The 17,164-nt window shown below is 50.2% G+C and carries 15 protein-coding genes and 1 pseudogene; 12 read left to right on the top strand and 4 right to left on the bottom strand.

The window, feature by feature from the left end; translation table 11 throughout:
- Positions 1 to 724 precede the first annotated feature (724 nt).
- From C2I18_RS11630 to C2I18_RS29815, 11 genes and pseudogenes are all read left to right on the top strand, one after another.
- On the top strand, positions 725 to 1,234 hold the full coding sequence (locus C2I18_RS11630; RefSeq protein ID WP_249901337.1) for an endonuclease V: 510 nt from the start codon (positions 725 to 727) through the stop codon (positions 1,232 to 1,234).
- A gap of 17 nt (positions 1,235 to 1,251) precedes the next feature.
- On the top strand, positions 1,252 to 1,902 hold the full coding sequence (locus tag C2I18_RS11625) for an SMI1/KNR4 family protein (protein WP_249901336.1): 651 nt from the start codon (positions 1,252 to 1,254) through the stop codon (positions 1,900 to 1,902).
- Between the two features lie 261 nt (positions 1,903 to 2,163).
- Positions 2,164 to 3,153, top strand: coding sequence for a LacI family DNA-binding transcriptional regulator (locus tag C2I18_RS11620; protein ID WP_249901335.1), 990 nt, complete (start codon positions 2,164 to 2,166; stop codon positions 3,151 to 3,153).
- Between the two features lie 21 nt (positions 3,154 to 3,174).
- Positions 3,175 to 4,158, top strand: coding sequence for an N-acetylglucosamine kinase (locus tag C2I18_RS11615; RefSeq protein WP_249901334.1), 984 nt, complete (start codon positions 3,175 to 3,177; stop codon positions 4,156 to 4,158).
- A gap of 41 nt (positions 4,159 to 4,199) precedes the next feature.
- Positions 4,200 to 5,498, top strand: coding sequence for a 6-phospho-beta-glucosidase (locus C2I18_RS11610; protein ID WP_249901333.1), 1,299 nt, complete (start codon positions 4,200 to 4,202; stop codon positions 5,496 to 5,498).
- A 24-nt stretch (positions 5,499 to 5,522) separates the two neighbouring features.
- Positions 5,523 to 6,449: an ABC transporter permease gene (locus C2I18_RS11605; RefSeq protein WP_249901332.1), complete on the top strand. Its 927-nt coding sequence runs from the start codon at positions 5,523 to 5,525 to the stop codon at positions 6,447 to 6,449.
- Between the two features lie 27 nt (positions 6,450 to 6,476).
- Complete coding sequence (locus C2I18_RS11600; protein WP_249901331.1) at positions 6,477 to 7,367, top strand: carbohydrate ABC transporter permease; 891 nt, start codon at positions 6,477 to 6,479, stop codon at positions 7,365 to 7,367.
- Between the two features lie 46 nt (positions 7,368 to 7,413).
- Positions 7,414 to 9,048 carry an extracellular solute-binding protein gene (locus C2I18_RS11595; RefSeq protein WP_249901330.1) on the top strand — a complete coding sequence of 545 codons (1,635 nt, stop codon included), beginning with the start codon at positions 7,414 to 7,416 and terminating at the stop codon, positions 9,046 to 9,048.
- A gap of 46 nt (positions 9,049 to 9,094) precedes the next feature.
- The gene (locus tag C2I18_RS11590; protein ID WP_249901329.1) at positions 9,095 to 10,828 is read left to right on the top strand and encodes a family 10 glycosylhydrolase; all 1,734 of its coding nucleotides are present in this window, start codon (positions 9,095 to 9,097) and stop codon (positions 10,826 to 10,828) included.
- A 254-nt stretch (positions 10,829 to 11,082) separates the two neighbouring features.
- Positions 11,083 to 11,217, top strand: a pseudogene (locus tag C2I18_RS29820) (YiaA/YiaB family inner membrane protein); the annotation flags it as partial.
- A 78-nt stretch (positions 11,218 to 11,295) separates the two neighbouring features.
- The gene (locus C2I18_RS29815; RefSeq protein ID WP_481857936.1) at positions 11,296 to 11,559 is read left to right on the top strand and encodes a YiaA/YiaB family inner membrane protein; all 264 of its coding nucleotides are present in this window, start codon (positions 11,296 to 11,298) and stop codon (positions 11,557 to 11,559) included.
- Positions 11,560 to 12,165: 606 nt separating this feature from the next.
- On the opposite strand, the gene C2I18_RS11580 is transcribed toward C2I18_RS29815, so the two are convergent.
- Genes C2I18_RS11580 through C2I18_RS11565 form a run of 4 tightly spaced genes read right to left on the bottom strand, consistent with a single transcriptional unit; the run spans position 12,166 to position 16,139 of the window.
- A complete protein-coding gene (locus C2I18_RS11580) occupies positions 12,166 to 12,981 on the bottom strand; it encodes an ABC transporter ATP-binding protein (protein ID WP_249902089.1) in 816 nt (271 codons plus the stop codon).
- A gap of 2 nt (positions 12,982 to 12,983) precedes the next feature.
- Complete coding sequence (locus C2I18_RS11575; protein ID WP_249901327.1) at positions 12,984 to 14,018, bottom strand: FecCD family ABC transporter permease; 1,035 nt, start codon at positions 14,016 to 14,018, stop codon at positions 12,984 to 12,986.
- Positions 14,015 to 15,052 carry a FecCD family ABC transporter permease gene (locus C2I18_RS11570; RefSeq protein ID WP_249901326.1) on the bottom strand — a complete coding sequence of 346 codons (1,038 nt, stop codon included), beginning with the start codon at positions 15,050 to 15,052 and terminating at the stop codon, positions 14,015 to 14,017. Before C2I18_RS11570 ends, C2I18_RS11575 begins: the two co-directional genes overlap by 4 nt.
- The gene (locus C2I18_RS11565) at positions 15,045 to 16,139 is read right to left on the bottom strand and encodes an iron-siderophore ABC transporter substrate-binding protein (protein ID WP_249901325.1); all 1,095 of its coding nucleotides are present in this window, start codon (positions 16,137 to 16,139) and stop codon (positions 15,045 to 15,047) included. Before C2I18_RS11565 ends, C2I18_RS11570 begins: the two co-directional genes overlap by 8 nt.
- Before the next feature lie 221 nt (positions 16,140 to 16,360).
- On the opposite strand from C2I18_RS11565, the gene C2I18_RS11560 reads away from it, so the two are divergent.
- The gene (locus C2I18_RS11560; RefSeq protein ID WP_249901324.1) at positions 16,361 to 17,152 is read left to right on the top strand and encodes a GNAT family N-acetyltransferase; all 792 of its coding nucleotides are present in this window, start codon (positions 16,361 to 16,363) and stop codon (positions 17,150 to 17,152) included.
- Positions 17,153 to 17,164 lie beyond the last annotated feature (12 nt).

The raw sequence follows: 17,164 nt of genomic DNA, 5'->3' as shown, positions 1-17,164 counted from the left end.
TCGCGAAGGAACCTAAGAATGTGGTTACGCTTAAAAGTACAAGAAGGGACAAGCTGGTAAAACGTTTGAACGCTGATGTGTGCATGAGTTGATGTCTCCTGTTGTGTATTAAAATTTTTAAGTATACTCTAATTATAGGACGAGTTTAACGGAAATGTAAACTAAATGTGAAAAAATGGGCTTTTATAATGCCGGAAATGCTCTAAACACGAATAATATGTCATCTCATTATAAGTTCTTTCGTGTTTTTTGCGGTGCCGGTTGTATACTCTTCCAGCAGGGTAATAAAATAGAATGCTAATTTTGATCTCACACGACATCGCGTTAATAATTGCTGGCCCCAACTCATCAAATCACGTGCGCAGAACCTATTAATGACTTGGAAAGGCTAATGCTAACGGACCCCAGATCCGTTATTTTACGCTAGAGGTGTGTTTTGGAATTCTAACGGACCCTAGATCCGTTATTTCATCCGAAAGGGCTTTATTTTCCCATCATTTAGCGGAATAAAGGAACTGCAGTCCGTTAGCGATGACAACGGGGCGATTTTCGGCAAAATAACGGACGCAGTGTCCGTTAGCGCTCGAAAGAGGACGAGGCCTATAACGGATGCAGCATCCGCAGACATGGAAACACAGCAAAGAAACCCAAGACCCTTAAAAGGCTGGGTTTCCCAACACTCTGTGCGCAGAATGCACTCTTGAGAAGGAGGTTCAACCTGTTCATGATCATCGCCATCGATGTGTATTATGAGGAGCATAGAGCCAGAGCGGCAGGGGTTATTTTTGAACGCTGGGAAGATGCCCGTCCGCTTGATATTATTATAAATTATACGGAAAACCCGCAGGAGTACGAACCGGGTGCCTTCTATAAACGCGAGCTGCCCTGCATACTGGAGCTGTTGAAGCTTACGGATATTAAAGGCATACATACTATTGTGGTAGACGGCTATGTGTATTTGAACGATGGGCAGAAGCCGGGACTGGGGCATTATGTGTACACTCACTTCTCGGAGAACATCCCCGTAATCGGCGTTGCCAAAACGCCCTTCCATCATAACGGCTCTGCTGTTCAAAAGATTTACCGGGGGAAGAGTGCCAAGCCCCTCTACATCACCGCTGCAGGTATGAGTCTGGCTGCTGCCGCTGAGAACGTACAGAAGATGCATGGAGAGCACCGTTTTCCGCATCTGCTGAAGCTGCTGGACAGGCAAACCAAGGAAGGCAATCTATAACCACAGGAGGGATCACTATGCCGAATAGCAACAAAGAAACACAGCCGGACCGGATCAAAAGCAAACTGATTCAGGCTAAGCAGAAAGACGCCGGCTTCTCCGTGTTTGGAGCATCGTCTCATCAGTACAGAGTTAAGGAAAAGCTTGCAGCCCAAGAGCTCGCGGATTGGCAGACCCGCCATCAGATTACGCTGCCTGAGCCGTATATGCAGTTCCTGACGGAAATCGGCAACGGGGGGGCAGGACCTTACTATGGAATCTATTCATTTGGAAAGGCGGCATCTTTTACCGAGCCCGAGGCACTTCATGCCAAAGCTGTTCTTCACCCCGGGATGGCCCCGGAGGAATGGAACGGGCTGCTCGGGCCCATGATCGGGGATGAGGATATCTCTGATGAAGAGTACGATAAGGTACGCAATAAGGTACTGGGCGGTATGCTGTGCATAGGTACCCAAGGCTGTGAATATGAAATGTATCTTGTAGTGAAAGGAGAGCATAAGGGAAGGGTCGTGTATACGTCGGATTTTCATCCGGATCATCCCTTTTTCTTTGTCTATGAGGAGAGCTTTCTGGACTGGTACGAGCGTTGGCTGGATGAAATTATCCTTGGCCATAACATTGTCTGGTTCGGCAGCACGAGGCCGGAAGAGGATTGTAATAGAGGTTGATAAGTTTGTTTCCAGAATATTAAATTTGATGGAAGGTTTTGTATTGACGGATATTGGGGTTGATGGTACTATCAAACCAAAGTAAAAACCTTTTAACTTTAAGCGCGTTTTTTCATTTGTTTGTTAGAGACATAGCTAACATGTCTTGTCCATTTTATTAGTCGTGGCGCAGATATATCATCATATGTAAGGATCTTTTTATTTACCCCAAAAGTTAAAACGTTTAAACTTTTGGGTGATGGACGTGTAGGAGGAACTTAGATGAACATCCATGATGTAGCCAAAAAATCAGGGCTTTCAGTAGTAACAGTATCCAGAGTGCTTAACAATTCGCCGTCGGTCCGCGAATCGAACAGGCGGAAGGTGCTTCAGGCGATGGAGGAGCTGAACTATCAGCCTAATTCCGCAGCCCGGAGTCTGGTGCGCGGCAAGACCGGCATTATCGGAATGTCAATCACCAACTTCAACGACTCCTTCTATGACCGCGTAATCCGCGTAGTGAACCGGAAGCTGGCGGAACAGGGCTACTTTCTGGCTTTATCCATCGCCGAGCATGAGGACGGCGGCGCTAACTTCCTGTTCCAGAAGGACCGAGTAGACGGGATTATCCTGTTGTCCCCGATTGAAGAGCAGGAATATGTAGAGGAACTGAGAAGAAAGAATATTCCTTTTGTGCTGCTGGATAACCAGTTTCAGCATGAGGATATTCCCAGTGTCGTAATCGATAACTACCAGGGCGGCTATGAAGCAACCAGGCACTTAATTGGTCTTGGGCACAGCCAGATTGCCTATATCGGCGGCCCCTCGGTGTTCCTGAGTGTTGCAGAACGCAAACGGGGTTACATCCAGGCACTGGATGAAGCAGGCTTAACTCCTTTCGGCACAGATTCCTGCGGGTTTACGGTAAGCGGGGGTTACGAAGTAGCCAAGAGATGGATGCGTGAAGATAAGCTGCCGACAGCCTTTTTTTGCGGAGATGACTTTATTGCTCTCGGTGTAGTTCAGGCGCTCCGTGAAGAGGGAATCCGGGTACCCCATGATATTTCGGTAGTCGGCTTTGATGACCAGCAGTTTGTAGGTGAGTTTTACCCGCGGTTGACGACAGTCAGGCAGCCAGAAGCGCAAATGGGCAGTATTGGGGTGGATCTGCTGATGAAATTAATCAATGGGGAGGTGGTGCCGGCCGCGATAACGAAGCTCGCTCCCCAGCTTCTCGTGCGTGAATCGACCGCAGCTGTAAAATTAACCTGAATAGTAGGAGTGAATTGATCTGTGAAGTATTTCTTGGGAGTGGATGCAGGAGGCAGCAAGACGTACGCGGTGATTGCGGATGAACAGGGCAAAATCATCGGTGCTGGCCGGGGAGGGAACGGAAATCATCAGAAGAACCGTGAGCAGGCAGAAGAAAGCCTGGGGCAGGCGGTATCGGAAGCGCTTAGATCATCAGGGCTTTCCAAAGATCAGCTGGAGTACTCCTGGTTTGGTCTGGCAGGGGCAGACAGAGAGACGGATTTCCAGATTTTACGGCCCATGATCAGCCGTCTCGCGCTTCCCCGGACAGAGATTTCCTGCGATACCTGGAATGCACTGCGGTCAGGCACAGAGAAAAGTTATGGAATCGTGCTGATTTGCGGCTCAGGCGTGAATTGTGCAGGCAAGAACCGGAAGGGGGCTGCTTACCAGTGCGGCGGGTTCGGCTACCGGTTTGGTGATTTTGGCGGCGGCTATGATTTGAGTGTGGAGGTCTTCCGCAGTGTTCTCCGGGCGGATGAAGGAAGAGAGCAGAGGACGGTGCTGACCGAGCGCTTGACCCGGCTGCTGGGCTACCATGATGTTGCGGAGCTGAGAGCGGATTACCTGGACCATTACCGGGAGTTGCCGGTTCATATTGCCGAGCTGCTGTTCCAGGCGGCTGAGGAAGGGGATCAGGTAGCCACCGGCCTGCTGGTTAAGCAGGGGGATGAGCTGGGGCTGGCTGCGGCGGCAACGATCCGGCAGCTGAATATGGAGAAGGACTCCTTTGACATTGTACTTGCAGGCAGTCTGCTGACCAAGGGAGACCGCTCCGGGATTATCCGGCATGCCATTGAGCAGAGAGTGAAGCAGTCGGCTCCAAATGGCACTTTAACCATTTTAACCCGCGAGCCGGTTGTCGGCTCAGTTGTGCTGGCGATGGAGAGCAGCGGAATGCAGGTTAATCAAGCAATCCTTGACCGTTTATCAATGGAAAATGTACACAACAAAACAGGCTATTAATTAGCCTCACCAAAATGAAAAAGACGAAGGAAGGGTCTGTCATGGAGGAAACATTGAAGCTGGTTGTCGTGGGTGCAGGGTCATCATATACACCTGAGCTCATGGAAGGTATTATTCTTCATCATAAAGAACTGCCTGTCCGCGAAGTGTGGCTGGTAGATATTGAAGAGGGAAGGGAGAAACTGCACACGATTGCCGAACTGAGCAAGCGGATGGTTGCGAAGTCCGGTCTGCCGATTACCGTCACAGAGACGCTTAACCGCAGGGAGGCCATTGCCGGAGCAGACTTTGTCTGCACGCAAATCCGGGTAGGCATGTTGGAAGCGCGGAAATGGGATGAGCTGATCCCGCTCCGGTACAACGTGATCGGGCAGGAGACGACAGGTCCCGGAGGAATGATGAAGGGCCTGCGGACCATCCCGGTCATTCTCGATATCTGCAGGGATATTGAAGAGCTGGCGCCGGATGCCTGGCTGCTGAATTTTACGAATCCGGCCGGCATGGTGACTGAAGCGGTTCACAAATATTCCGCAGTCAAAAGCGTGGGATTGTGCAATTCTCCGATCGGTTTTCAAAAATGGCTCTCCGGCTTCTTCGGACTTCCTGCCCAGAAGATCTACTCGGAGTTCGTCGGCATCAACCATCTGCACTGGGTATCAGATGTCGTGATTGACGGAAAGAGCAAGCTGCAGGAGCTTATTGACTATCCCCAGAGCTACAAGGCTAGCAATGTGCCGTTTGATTCCTGGGATCACCGGTTTCTCAGCGGATTAAAAGCGATACCCTCCTACTACCTGAGCTATTACTACATGACGGATGACATGCTGCAGGAACAGAAGGAAGCAGCGGCTACAACCGGCTCGCGTGCTGAAGTGGTGAAGAAGGTGGAAGAGGAACTGTTCGAGCTGTACCGGGACGAGGAGCTGAAGGAGAAGCCGAAGCAGCTGGAGCAACGCGGCGGAGCGTACTACTCGGAGGCGGCAGTGCTGTTGATGCGCTCCATCTATAATGATTCCCGCGATATCCAGACACTGAATGTACGTAACAACGGGATTATTGACTTCCTGCCGGACGACGCTTCGATTGAAGTGAACTGTATAGTGACCAAGCAGGGGCCGCTGCCGGTTCCGCTGCGCAAAATTCCGGAGTCTGTCAAAGGCCTGCTGGCTGCGGTCAAGCAATATGAGAGCCTGACGGTCGAGGCAGCGGTACACGGAGACCGGGACATTGCTCTGCAGGCGATGGTCCATCATCCGCTGGTGCCTTCGGTTACTGTAGCGGAGCAGCTGCTGGATGAAATGATTGAGAAGAACAAATCGTATCTGCCGTTATTTCACTAGAAGGCGCCAGAGGAGGAAAAGCGGATGAAGGCGGCCGTTAAACCAAGTGTATGGAAAAAATTGACCAATCAGTTGGATTTACAATCCATGGTTTGGCCGGGAATTATTTTTGTGGCGGTATTCAGCTATATTCCGATGTATGGCGTGGTGATGGCCTTTCAGCAGTACGATATTTTTAACGGTATGATGGAAAGTCCCTGGGTAGGATTCATGAATTTCAGAATGTTCTTTGAAGCACCGGAATTCTGGAATGTGATGCGAAATACCATTGTGATCAGTCTGCTGAAGCTGGTTATTACCTTTCCTGCTCCGATTCTTCTGGCACTGATGCTGAACGAAGTCGGGAATATGGCCTTCAAACGGTTTGTCCAGACGGTCAGCTACCTGCCGTATTTCCTGTCCTGGGTCATTGTATCCGGACTCGTGTTCTCGCTGCTGTCCGTAGATAACGGAACAGTGAACTACTTGCTGGAACGGCTGAACCTCTCCCAGGAGCCGGTTAACTTTCTGGCGATACCTGAGTACTTCTGGTCCATTCTGGTCAGCGTCAATGTGTGGAAGGAGATCGGCTTTGGAAGCATTGTCTATCTTGCCGCGATTGCGGGTGTCGACCCGGCCATGTATGAGGCTGCTTCTATAGACGGCGCAAGCCGGTTCAAACAAATTTACTTAATTACACTCCCCAGTATTTCTCCTGTTATCATCATCTTTATGATTCTTGCTATCGGCAATTTGCTCAGCGCAGGCTTTGAGGACATTTTGCTGCTGGCCACCAATCCGATCCTGCGGCCTTACTCCGATGTTATCGACACCTATGTGTACCGTGTTGGGATACTTAATGCCAGATTCTCTTATGCGACAGCGGTAGGGCTGTTCAAAGCGGTAATCAGTGTAATTCTGCTGGTGACAGCCAACAAGATCGCCCGCCGGGCCGATGTCAGTCTCTGGTAGACCTACAACCATAGGAGGGGTAAACAAATGAGACTAAGCCTGGGCGACAAAATGATGCAGCGGACGATCTATCTCCTCTTGATACTGATGTCGGTTATTATGCTCTATCCGTTCTGGAACGCGCTGGTCATCTCCTTCAACGAGGGGAGCGATACGGCGCTCGGCGGTGTAACCCTGTGGCCGAGAGAGTATACGCTGGAGAACTATTATATTGTATTTCAGGATCACCGTCTGCTCAATTCCTTCTTCATTACCATTCTCCGCACCTTGAGCGGCACGGCGCTGTCCGTTTTCTTCACAGCTCTGTTAGCCTACGGGATGGCCAAAAAGACCCTGCTGTTCCGCAAGCAATATATGGTTTTCTTCATGATCACGATGTTCTTCAGCGGAGGACTCATCCCCAGTTATATGCTGATCCGCTCTCTGGGTATGCTGGACACCTTTTGGGTGCTGGTCATCCCCAGCATCATCAGCGTCTACAACATGATTGTCATCCGCACGTTTTTCTCGGCTCTGCCTGACGGTCTGGAGGAGTCGGCCAAAATTGACGGCTGCAGCAATTACGGCATTTTCTTCCGGATTGTCCTTCCTGTCTCAGGTCCTGTGCTCGCTACAATTGCTTTATTTACAGCAGTGGGCCACTGGAATGACTGGTTTACAGGAGCGATCTATATTACGACTGACGATCTGCTTCCTATACAGACCCTCCTGCGGCAAATTATGAACTCCAACATTATGACCGAGATCGGTTCATCCAATGCCATCGCGCTGGATCATATGAACCGGAACCGTACGGTTACCACAAAGTCGCTGACCATGGCTACGATGATGATCGCTACGATTCCGATTATTTTAACGTACCCTTTTCTGCAAAAATACTTTGTTAAGGGCGTACTTATCGGTTCATTGAAAGAATAGCAGTCTCCATACCGTGTAGAAAGAAGGGAAAAGAATGCGCAATCCTATGAAATGGGCATCACCGCTTATGGTCTCCCTGCTGCTTCTTCTCACTGCCTGCAGCGGAGGCGGGAATTCGGACGCCCCGGAGAATGCAGGAGGGTCAGGCACGAATAACGCGGCAGTTACAGATGACGGCACCGGCATTAAGCCTGCTTCCTTCAGCTTCTATGGGAACTACGACTGGCTGACTACAGCGCCATGGGGGGAGAATGAGGCCACCAAATGGATTCAGGAGAACCGGAAGGTGACCGTTGAACCGATCCAGTCCGGGGGGGCAGCCGCAGAGAAGCTTAACACCATGATCGTCAGCGGTGATCTGCCGGATGTCATCTTCACAGACCGGGGATCTACGGTGGAACGGCTCGTGCAGGCCGGAAGACTTGTCGCACTCGATGATTACTATGAGAAATATCCGAATTTTAAGAAATATGTAAAGGAGTCCACCCTGAATCTGCTCCGCTCAGAGGACGGCAAAATCTATCAGATCCCGAACTGGTACACCTCAGGGCAATTCGGTAACGGCGGCTGGATGGTCAACAAAGATATTTATAACGCGCTCGGCAGACCGCAGCTCGAGACCTTCGATGATCTGTACCAATATCTGCTCCAGGTGCAAGAAAAGTATCCGGATGTAGTGCCTCTGGAGGTCGGGGAGAAGGGGGCAGGGCTTGAGATTATGTACGGCGGGTTCAGGGAGAATGCCACCAGCAAATTCATTTCCCTTCTTGGATATCCGGAAGGTGACAAGCTGGTCCCGATTTATGATGATCCTGCCTTTGAGGAGATGATGCTGTATATCAATAAGCTGTTCCGCGAACGGCTGATCACCCAGGATGCCCTGCAGCAAACCCAGGATGCGGTCAAGGAGAAGGTCAATACCGGACGGGTAGCAGTCATGGTCGAATCCAACATTACTACGTACGGGGCCGAGGGGCACCGGGCGCTGACGGCGAACAATCCGGATAGCGGATACGAAATTATCTGGCCGGTTCATAAGGCCGGACTGGATAAGAACAAAATTTTTGTAAGCGGCTTTGAGACACTGGGCTGGAATGTTAATGTCATTACGACCAAGGCTAAGGACCCGGAGGCTATCTTCGCTTACTTTGACTGGATTACAGGTCCTGAGGGGCAGAAGGTGCTGTTCTTCGGTCCGAAAGGCCTGTACTGGGATGAGGAAGATGCGGAGGGTGCACCGGTACCGAACGAGAAATACAAGACGACCGCGGCCAACGAGCGTACGGAAACGATGCGGAAATTCGAGGACTTTAACTGGGCGGGTAATACGACCTTTATCGATACGGCCAAAATGAGTCTCGAAGCTTCGCTCTCCGAGAACCAGAAGTCGTGGGAGACGATAGCGCAATCCACAGTGACCTGGAAAACCTCTCTGGATATTACCGAATTCGTAAATACTGACCCGCTTCCGGATACGGAAGCCGGCATTATCGCCCAGAATATCGGTGATATTCATACCCTGGCATTTGCCCAGATGGTGCAGGCGAAGTCAGATGAAGAGGTGCTGTCGGCTCTGGAAGGCGCTAAAAAGAACGCCGAAAAAGCCGGACTGGAGAAACTGATTCAGTTCAAAACCGAAAAATGGCAGGAGAATGTCCAAAAGATCAACGCAACCAAGTAATTCAAGTTTGAAATATGAATAACACTATTTATATGGAGGCGAGAATATGTCATTTGCGCTGAAAAGTACGTTTATTACTGCACTTAGTCTGGTTTTGGTTTCCTCGGTACCGGGTATCTTCGCTCCGGTTGAGGCCGCAGAGGGTGATAACCCCCCTTTTGAAACAGAAGTCATTGTAAGAACGGTGAACCAATTCAGGAACAGCGCGGATGTCCAGGATTTTATCGACATGTCCGAACGCTACGGTGTCGATGTTATCAGCATGAACGTAAAGCAGGATGAAGATGATGAGGTTCACTCCGGCCGGGTGTTCTACCAGAGTGATATTGCCCCGATTGCGCAGGGATACGAGAATTTCGATGCCCTGCAGGAGGTAATTACGGCAGCCCATGCTGCGGGCATCAAGGTTCATGCCTGGATTCCCCAGTTCCATGATCAGGAGGCCTTCCTGAAGCATGAGGAATGGCAGATGCAGTCACTGGTGAACGGTGTACAGGCGCCGTTTACAGGCTCTAACGGCAGTGAGTATTTCGTCAATCCGATTCACCATGAAGTACAGCAGTATGAGCGTTCTATCATTGAGGAAGTTATTGAGAACTATGATGTCGACGGCGTGGTGCTGGACTGGATCCGTTTTGACGATTACAACATGGACGTAAGCGATTATACGGTGGCCAAATATCAGGCAGAGTTCGGGTATTCACCGCTGAGTATTAATTTCGCTGCAGATTCCCCGCAGCGGCAGCAGTGGAATGAGTGGAGAACCGAGCAAATCGGACAGTACGTAGGCGATATCCGTGAGGATATTTCCCAGTCCTCAAAACCGGATGTGCAGCTTGGCGTGTATATTTTGCCTCCGGAATTTATAGAAGTGGGGCAGAATGTAGCCGAATTTAAGGATTATATCGATTTTGTTGCACCGATGGCCTATTTTGACGATTGGGGTTTCAACAGCGACTGGGTCTACAGCACGGAGTACGGCATCCTGAAGGATACAAGTGACCGGATCAGCGGGCAACCGGTACAAATCGTACCGACGCTGGACAATGACTGGACCGATGATGAATATCAGGAAATTTACCAGGAAATCCGCGAGAATTATCCGGATGTCCAGCGTCTGTCGTTCTTTGCTTACGGCACCTGGCCGGAATCTGAGCTGGCCAAGATTGATGAACGCACAACCTGGCCGACACCGGACTGGTCAACTCCGGGTGAACATGACTATCCGGCGCAGCTGCCGACAGGCTGGAAAGCAAGAAACATCGGCTCCATGCCGGGGAACACCACCTACAATACTTCAAAGAAGCAGTTTACGCTGAGCAGCAACTCTTCTGATATTTGGGGGAGAGCGGACCAGCTGAATTACGTGTATAAGCCTGTGAGTGGCGATGCAGAAATTGTGGTTCAACTGCGGACAACAGAGCGGCTGGACGGTTGGGCCAAGGCCGGTGTTATGATCCGGGAGTCGCTGGAACACGGTGCGAAGCATGCCGACATGATGCTTACTCCTGAGAATGGAGCAACCTTCCAGTACCGTACAGAGAGTGCAGGCACCACAGTTGACCAGACTGCAGATGCCTCTGCTCCCAAATGGCTGAAGCTGAGCAGAAAAGGAAATAACTTTACCGGTGCCATCTCATCAGACGGCAAGCGCTGGCAGACGGTAGGCAGTATTCAGATTCCGATGAACCGCCAGGTATATATCGGCCTGGCACTCAGCAATCCGGGAGAGGATACACGGAATAAGGCTGTATTTAGCGATGTGAAGATTACGAACTAAGCTCAGATAAAAGTATGCAAGGGTACAGCCCCTGTCATTGCCTATGTGTACAGAAGGCGTGACAGGGGATGTTTGCGGTCTCACAGATGTTTCCCGTGGAACATTATTGCTGCCGGCACTGTAGTCCGGGACAGAAGAGTATGCAAAATATTTTCCAGTATACCCCTCATCAGGGTAGAATTTCACCGGAGTTCCACGGTATAGTGGAGAAGGAATAAAGCCATTCATTTCTGCCGGGGGAGAGGGTTCGTTAGATGAATCAGGTTTACCGCAAACGTAACACAACAGCTTTTACATTAGTATCCTATTTTGCACTTGCAGCAGGTCTTTTCCTGTTCTGTCTGGGGGTGTATAACGACAACTGGGAATTAAATGTGAAGGGATACTACCTGCTCTGTATGGTGCTGATTACAATCAGCTGTATTCTTATGCAGAAGGTGGTCCGGGACAATACGGAAGACAGAGAGATGCGCCTGGAGAATCCCAGACACCGCATGCGGAACACTCCGGCGTTCACCGGTATGGCTGTTGCCGGCCTGGTCATCGGGTATGCGATGTTCTTCATTGGACTCTACAATGCTCCATTTCAGTTAAATGTAAAAGGGTATTACATCGCCGTAATTCTGCTCATCTCCTACAGCGCCATCGGCGTTCAGAAGGTGACGCGGGATAACGCGGAAGACAAGGAGATCCTTGCCGAGCTGGAAGCGAAACGGGAGTTTCAGGGGTAATGGTTTCGTGACATTGATTACATATGTAAAGAAGCCCATCGTATGATGGGCTTCAGGCTGTCGAGAAAGTCTCGGCAGCCTTATTTATATGTATTTGATTTCATACAACGCCACGTTAACGATTGCCGGTTCGAACCCATTGCCTAATGCGCAACAAAACCCATAGATTACTTGGCAGTGCTAACGCTAACGGACTAAGGATCCGTTATTTTGCGCCAGAGGTGTGTTTTAAAATTCTAACGGACCCTAGATCCGTTATTTCATCCGAAAGAGCGTCATTTATTCAACATTTTGCAGAATAAGGGAACTACGGTCCATTAGCGGGTGAAACGGGGCGATTTTCGGCAAATAACGGACACAGGGTCCGTTAGCGTGAGAAAGGAAAAGGGGCATCTAACGGATCAGCGTCTGTAGTTCCCTCTTCCTGTTCCTTACTAATCTCCTCGACGGTAATTTTCATCCGCAGGAAGTGCGCTGTTAAACTGTACCATATTTTAAGTCCAGCATCCCTAAACAATCATTTGATCATACAGAAAAGGCCATTCCAAGCAGTCATTTAATGACTTTGGAATGGCCTCTAACTTGCATGTCGGGAGCATCCTTCAATTAACTTCCGCTCACACCGCTTCCATAATACCTTCCCTTCGGCACTACCAGAGGGGAACCCGAGACAGGGTCCTCAATGACTGCACAATCCAGCCCGAAAATATCCTTTACCATCGTACTGGTTACTACCTCTGAAGGGGCACCCTCAGCGATCAGCTTGCCTTTATGAAGGGCGAAGATATGGTCGGCGTAACGCGCAGACAGGTTGATATCATGGAGCACCATGACGATGGTGGTTCCAAGCTTGCGGTTCAGGTCGGTGAGCAGATCGAGAATTTCCACCTGATAGGTGATATCCAGAAAGGTCGTAGGCTCATCAAGGAACAGGATATCCGTCTGCTGGGCCAGCGCCATGGCGATCCAGACACGCTGCCTTTGGCCGCCGGAGAGCTCGTCGATATCATAATTGGCGAATTCGGTAATATCCATAATGCTCATGGCCTCGTCAACAGCCTCGTAGTCCTTTTTGGTCCAGCCGGTGAACATGGACTGATGCGGGAATCTTCCCCGTCCCACCAGATCCGCTACCGAAATGCCTTCCGGAACAATCGGAGATTGCGGCAGCAGCCCGACGACACGGGCCAGCTGTTTGGAAGGGATCTTATGGATCGGCTTTCCGTCAAGGGTAATGGCTCCCGATGAAGGCTTAATCAGCCTGGCCAGTGCTTTCAGAAGCGTAGATTTGCCGCAGCCGTTCGCTCCGATAATTACGCTGATTTTATTGCTGGGGATGACCAGGTCAATGCCGTGGAGAATGGTTTTGTTCTCATAGCCAGCGACGAGCTGCTCGGCTTGAAATACATGTGTCGGTTTCATCATCATAATTCTCCCTTTCGATTCATTCGGATCAGCAAAAAGATCAGGTACGGCGCACCGAGCAATCCGGTAATGACACCCACAGGGAATCTGTATGCAAAAGCAAACTGCCCGATCAGATCAGACGCGAGCACCAGGTTAATGCCTACAAGGCCGGCTGGAATAATGTTGGAAAAGCCGATTCCGACGAGTCTTTTTGCGATCGGTCCCGCAAGGAAAGAGACAAAGGCTATTGGCCCTGTAGTAGCGGTAGCAATAGCAATCATGATTACGGAACTGAAAATAAGGATAATTCTTGTTCTGTCAGTACTCACGCCGAGCGAAGAAGCGGATTGTTCTCCAAGCTCCAATATACTAAGATGCTTACCCAGAATGATCAGGATAGGGGCAAAAAGAATCACTGTGATCACAAGCGGCGGCAGCTCCTTCAGCTGCGAACCGTTAAGACTGCCTGACAGCCAGCGGATGGCTGAAGGAACATCCTGTTCTGCGCTGACCAGCAGGAGATAGGAGATCACCGCATCCAGCATAGCCTGTATACCAATCCCGACCAGGATCAGCCGGCCGATCGAGAAGGTTTTGCCTCTGGATAATACATAGATCAATATTACTGTGGCAAGACCGGCGACTACGGAAGCAATAGACACCACAGCTCCGCTTGTATGAAGCACGACTATGCAAAAAACAGCCGCCGCACTTGAGCCGGAGGTAATCCCGATTACGTTCGGGTTGGCCAAAGGGTTACGCAGCATGGTCTGAAAGGTATGACCGGCGACGCCAAAGGCAAAGCCGGCAAACAAACCTGCCAGCATTCTTGGCAGACGTATAGTGCTGACCGCAAAGGACACACCTTTAATCTGCTCACCCGAAAGGGCCCGGATCACATCTTTTATAGGATAAATGGTATTCCCTAATAACAGCATGGCACAGCAGAGAATGATGGCAAGGGCCGTGAGAAGGCCGGTGACAAGCAACCAGCGGCGGCGTCTGAGACGTCTGCCCGCGATAATAAAGTCAAGGGATGATGTACTCTTCATAATGAACGCACTTTCGATCTCATAGCTAGTATGATCAGAATAGGAGCCCCGATAAATGCTGTAACTACACCGACTTCAAGTTCTCCGGGACTGCCGGCGAGTCTGCCGATTACATCGGACAATGTAAGGATAACCGCGCCCGATACCGCTGACATCGGGATCAAAAACCGCAGATCAGGCCCAAGAATCAGGCGGATGGCATGAGTGGCCAACAGCCCTACAAAGCCAATTGGCCCTGCCAGTGCAGTCGCTGCACCACAGAGCAGTATGCCGGCAATAGCGGCAATAAGACGTAAGGTTCCTGTCTTCACGCCAAGTCCGGTTGCCACATCGTCTCCCAGTGCCAGGGCATTGAGGGCCGGCGCTGCAAGCAGGCCTATCAGTATTCCAACAATCAGGAACGGAATAAACGTAGAAATACCGCTCCAGGTTGCAGATCCGACGCTTCCCACCTGCCAGAACCGGAACTGGTCCATAACATAGGAGCGGGGGATCATAATGGCTGTAACCAGCGACGACAGGGCGGCAGTAGTGGCGGCACCGGCCAAAACAAGCTTAATGGGCGTGGCTCCGCCACGCCCCATAGAGCCGATTCCGAACACAAAAACTGCAGTAACTGCAGCTCCTGCTAATGCCAGCCATATATATTGATTTGCCGTGCTGATGTGGAGAAAAGCAATACCGCAGACCACGAACAGGGAAGCGCCTGTATTCACTCCCAGAATACTCGGGTCGGCAATCGGGTTACGGGTGACGGCCTGCATCAGCGCGCCGGATACCCCGAGTGCCGAACCGCAGAATAAACTGAAAACGGTCCGGGAAATTCTTTTGCGAACCACGTTGGCTCCGTAAGAGTCTACATCTGGGTGAAATAAACCGTCCAGCAGTTCATTCCATCTCACAACCCGGGAGCCAAAGACCAGAGAGGCAACAACACTTAGGACCAGCATTACAAAACAAACAACCAGAACCAGCTTAAAGTGCTTCGGAATAAGCAGGTTTGGCCGTTTGTTCGGAAGAGATGAACTATTCATTGAGCTTATCAACAGCTCCTGAGATTAATTCAAGATATTCATCGATCGTATAAGCGATCGACAGCGGATTTGGATTGCCGGCAGCTGCCAGTGGAGTGCCGTCACCAATGAAGACTACAGAGCCTCTTTGGATGGCCGGGATTTTTCCGAGCAGGGAGTCCGCCTTCACAGCTTCATACAAGTCTTGGCCGCCATACCCTATGATAATGTCAGCATCGTTGAGCATATCGGCATTCTCTGCGCTGAGGGTCATAGAATAGCTGGTAGGATCAGTGATCTGGCTGGTCACACTCTCAGGGTATTCCAGGCCAAGCTCAATCAGGAACTCACCGCGCGGATCGTTAGGCGTATAAAGATGCAGTTTGGACATATCCGTAGCGGAGAAATTCACCCAAACGACTTTTTTTCCTTGAAATTCAGGATGCTGGGCTGCCTTTTCTTTAACAAGGGCTTCGGTATCTTTAATGAGCTGTTCGCCTTCGGCTTCCATGCCCATGCCTGTTGCATTCAGCATAACCTGCTCACGCCATGTAGTCAGCCAAGGCGTTGTCGGATAAGCTACAACCGGAGCGATTTCACTCAGAATATCATAGTCTTCTTGAGTAATACCGGAGTAGGCTGCAAGAATGACATCCGGATTGGAATCAGAAATGGCTTCAAAATCAAGTCCGTCTGTATCCTGGTACACATTAGGTTCGGTTACGCCAAGCTCCTTCAGCTTTTCGGCTGTCCAAGGAAGCAGTCCGCTGTCATCCTGGACGCCATAGTTCGCTGCCGAGAAACCTACAGGTACAACTCCCAGCGCAAGAACAACGTCATGGTTAGCCCACTGGATGGTGGCTACCCGTTCCGGCTTGCTTTCAATGACAGTTTCACCAAAAGCATGTTTGATTGTGATCGGATACTGGACAGCATCAGAGGCCGGTGCTTCAGTTGCTGCCGGTGCTTCGGTGCTAGCTGCTTCGGTTGCCGCCGGAGCTGCGGAAGGTGCTGGACTTGCTTCATTATTAGAGCAGCCAACCAGTGCCAGAATAAGCACAAATGGAATTAATAATGACTTCATGGAGAGCTTTCTTTTTGTGTGCATGGGAGGTTCCTTCCTTAATATAAAATATTTTTGTTCTCTACGATAATGATTCTCATTGTCACTAAATATATAATCGGTTGGACAGAATGTCAATGAATAATTATGAAATTAAATTAATTAGAATGTGAATATCTGACTTAATGTAAAATAGAGGGAGAACAATCACTTCAAAGGGGCTTAAGGCCGCGTATGCAATTATTTTGACTAAGGAGCAACATGCTGTGAATAAGACAAAACCGACGGAATACTTGAAGAAAATTGAAAATATGGAGATTCTGCTTACCAGGCTGAACGCAAGCCGTTCTCTGGTTCCGGTGGAAAGACAGCTTGAGGTGCTGCAGCTTGGCCAATGCGTGCTACTTTGTGACCCAACTGACCCTGCATCGCCATATTACAACCGGATTAAGGGCTTCGGGCCGGAGGATCTGGGGAAACTGGATGAACTGCTCGGTTATTATCCCGGTGCTGCTCCATGTTTTGATATGACCCCCGACCATATGACGGAGGAGGTAAGCCTGGCGTTGTGTGACAAAGGATTCTATCCTGCAGAGCAGCTTGTTTTTATGTATGTACATCCTCAAGGGGAGCGTGTAAAAACTTCGGAGTTTCAGATAGAACGGGTTACAAAAGAGAATGCAGAGGAATTTATAGCATGGATCGGACAATCCGGCGGCGGGATGGAGATCAGTAAGGAAATGGCCGCAAGGTCGAAGGAATATTTCTATAGAAAGGATTTTCTGAATTACATGATCCGGATCAAGGGCCAGCCTGCGGCTATGGGATCGCTGTTTCTGAACGGGGAGGAAGGGTATATTGCCAACGATTATACCTTCGAAGCTTACCGCGGAAGGGGATGTCAGCTGGCTCTGCTTGAGCACAGGCTGGCGGATGCAGCGGAACTTGGCGTGAAGTCGGTGTATACGGATGTGGTGTTCGGCTCAGCCAGCCACGGGAATATGGCGAAGTCGGGGTTCAGGACTGCCTTTCTGAATACATTTTGGATGAAAAGATAATAAACAGCCACG

The organism is Paenibacillus sp. PK3_47 (genome assembly GCF_023520895.1).
GTDB lineage: Bacteria > Bacillota > Bacilli > Paenibacillales > Paenibacillaceae > Paenibacillus_AQ.
This window is presented reverse-complemented; position numbering and strand designations above follow the sequence as displayed.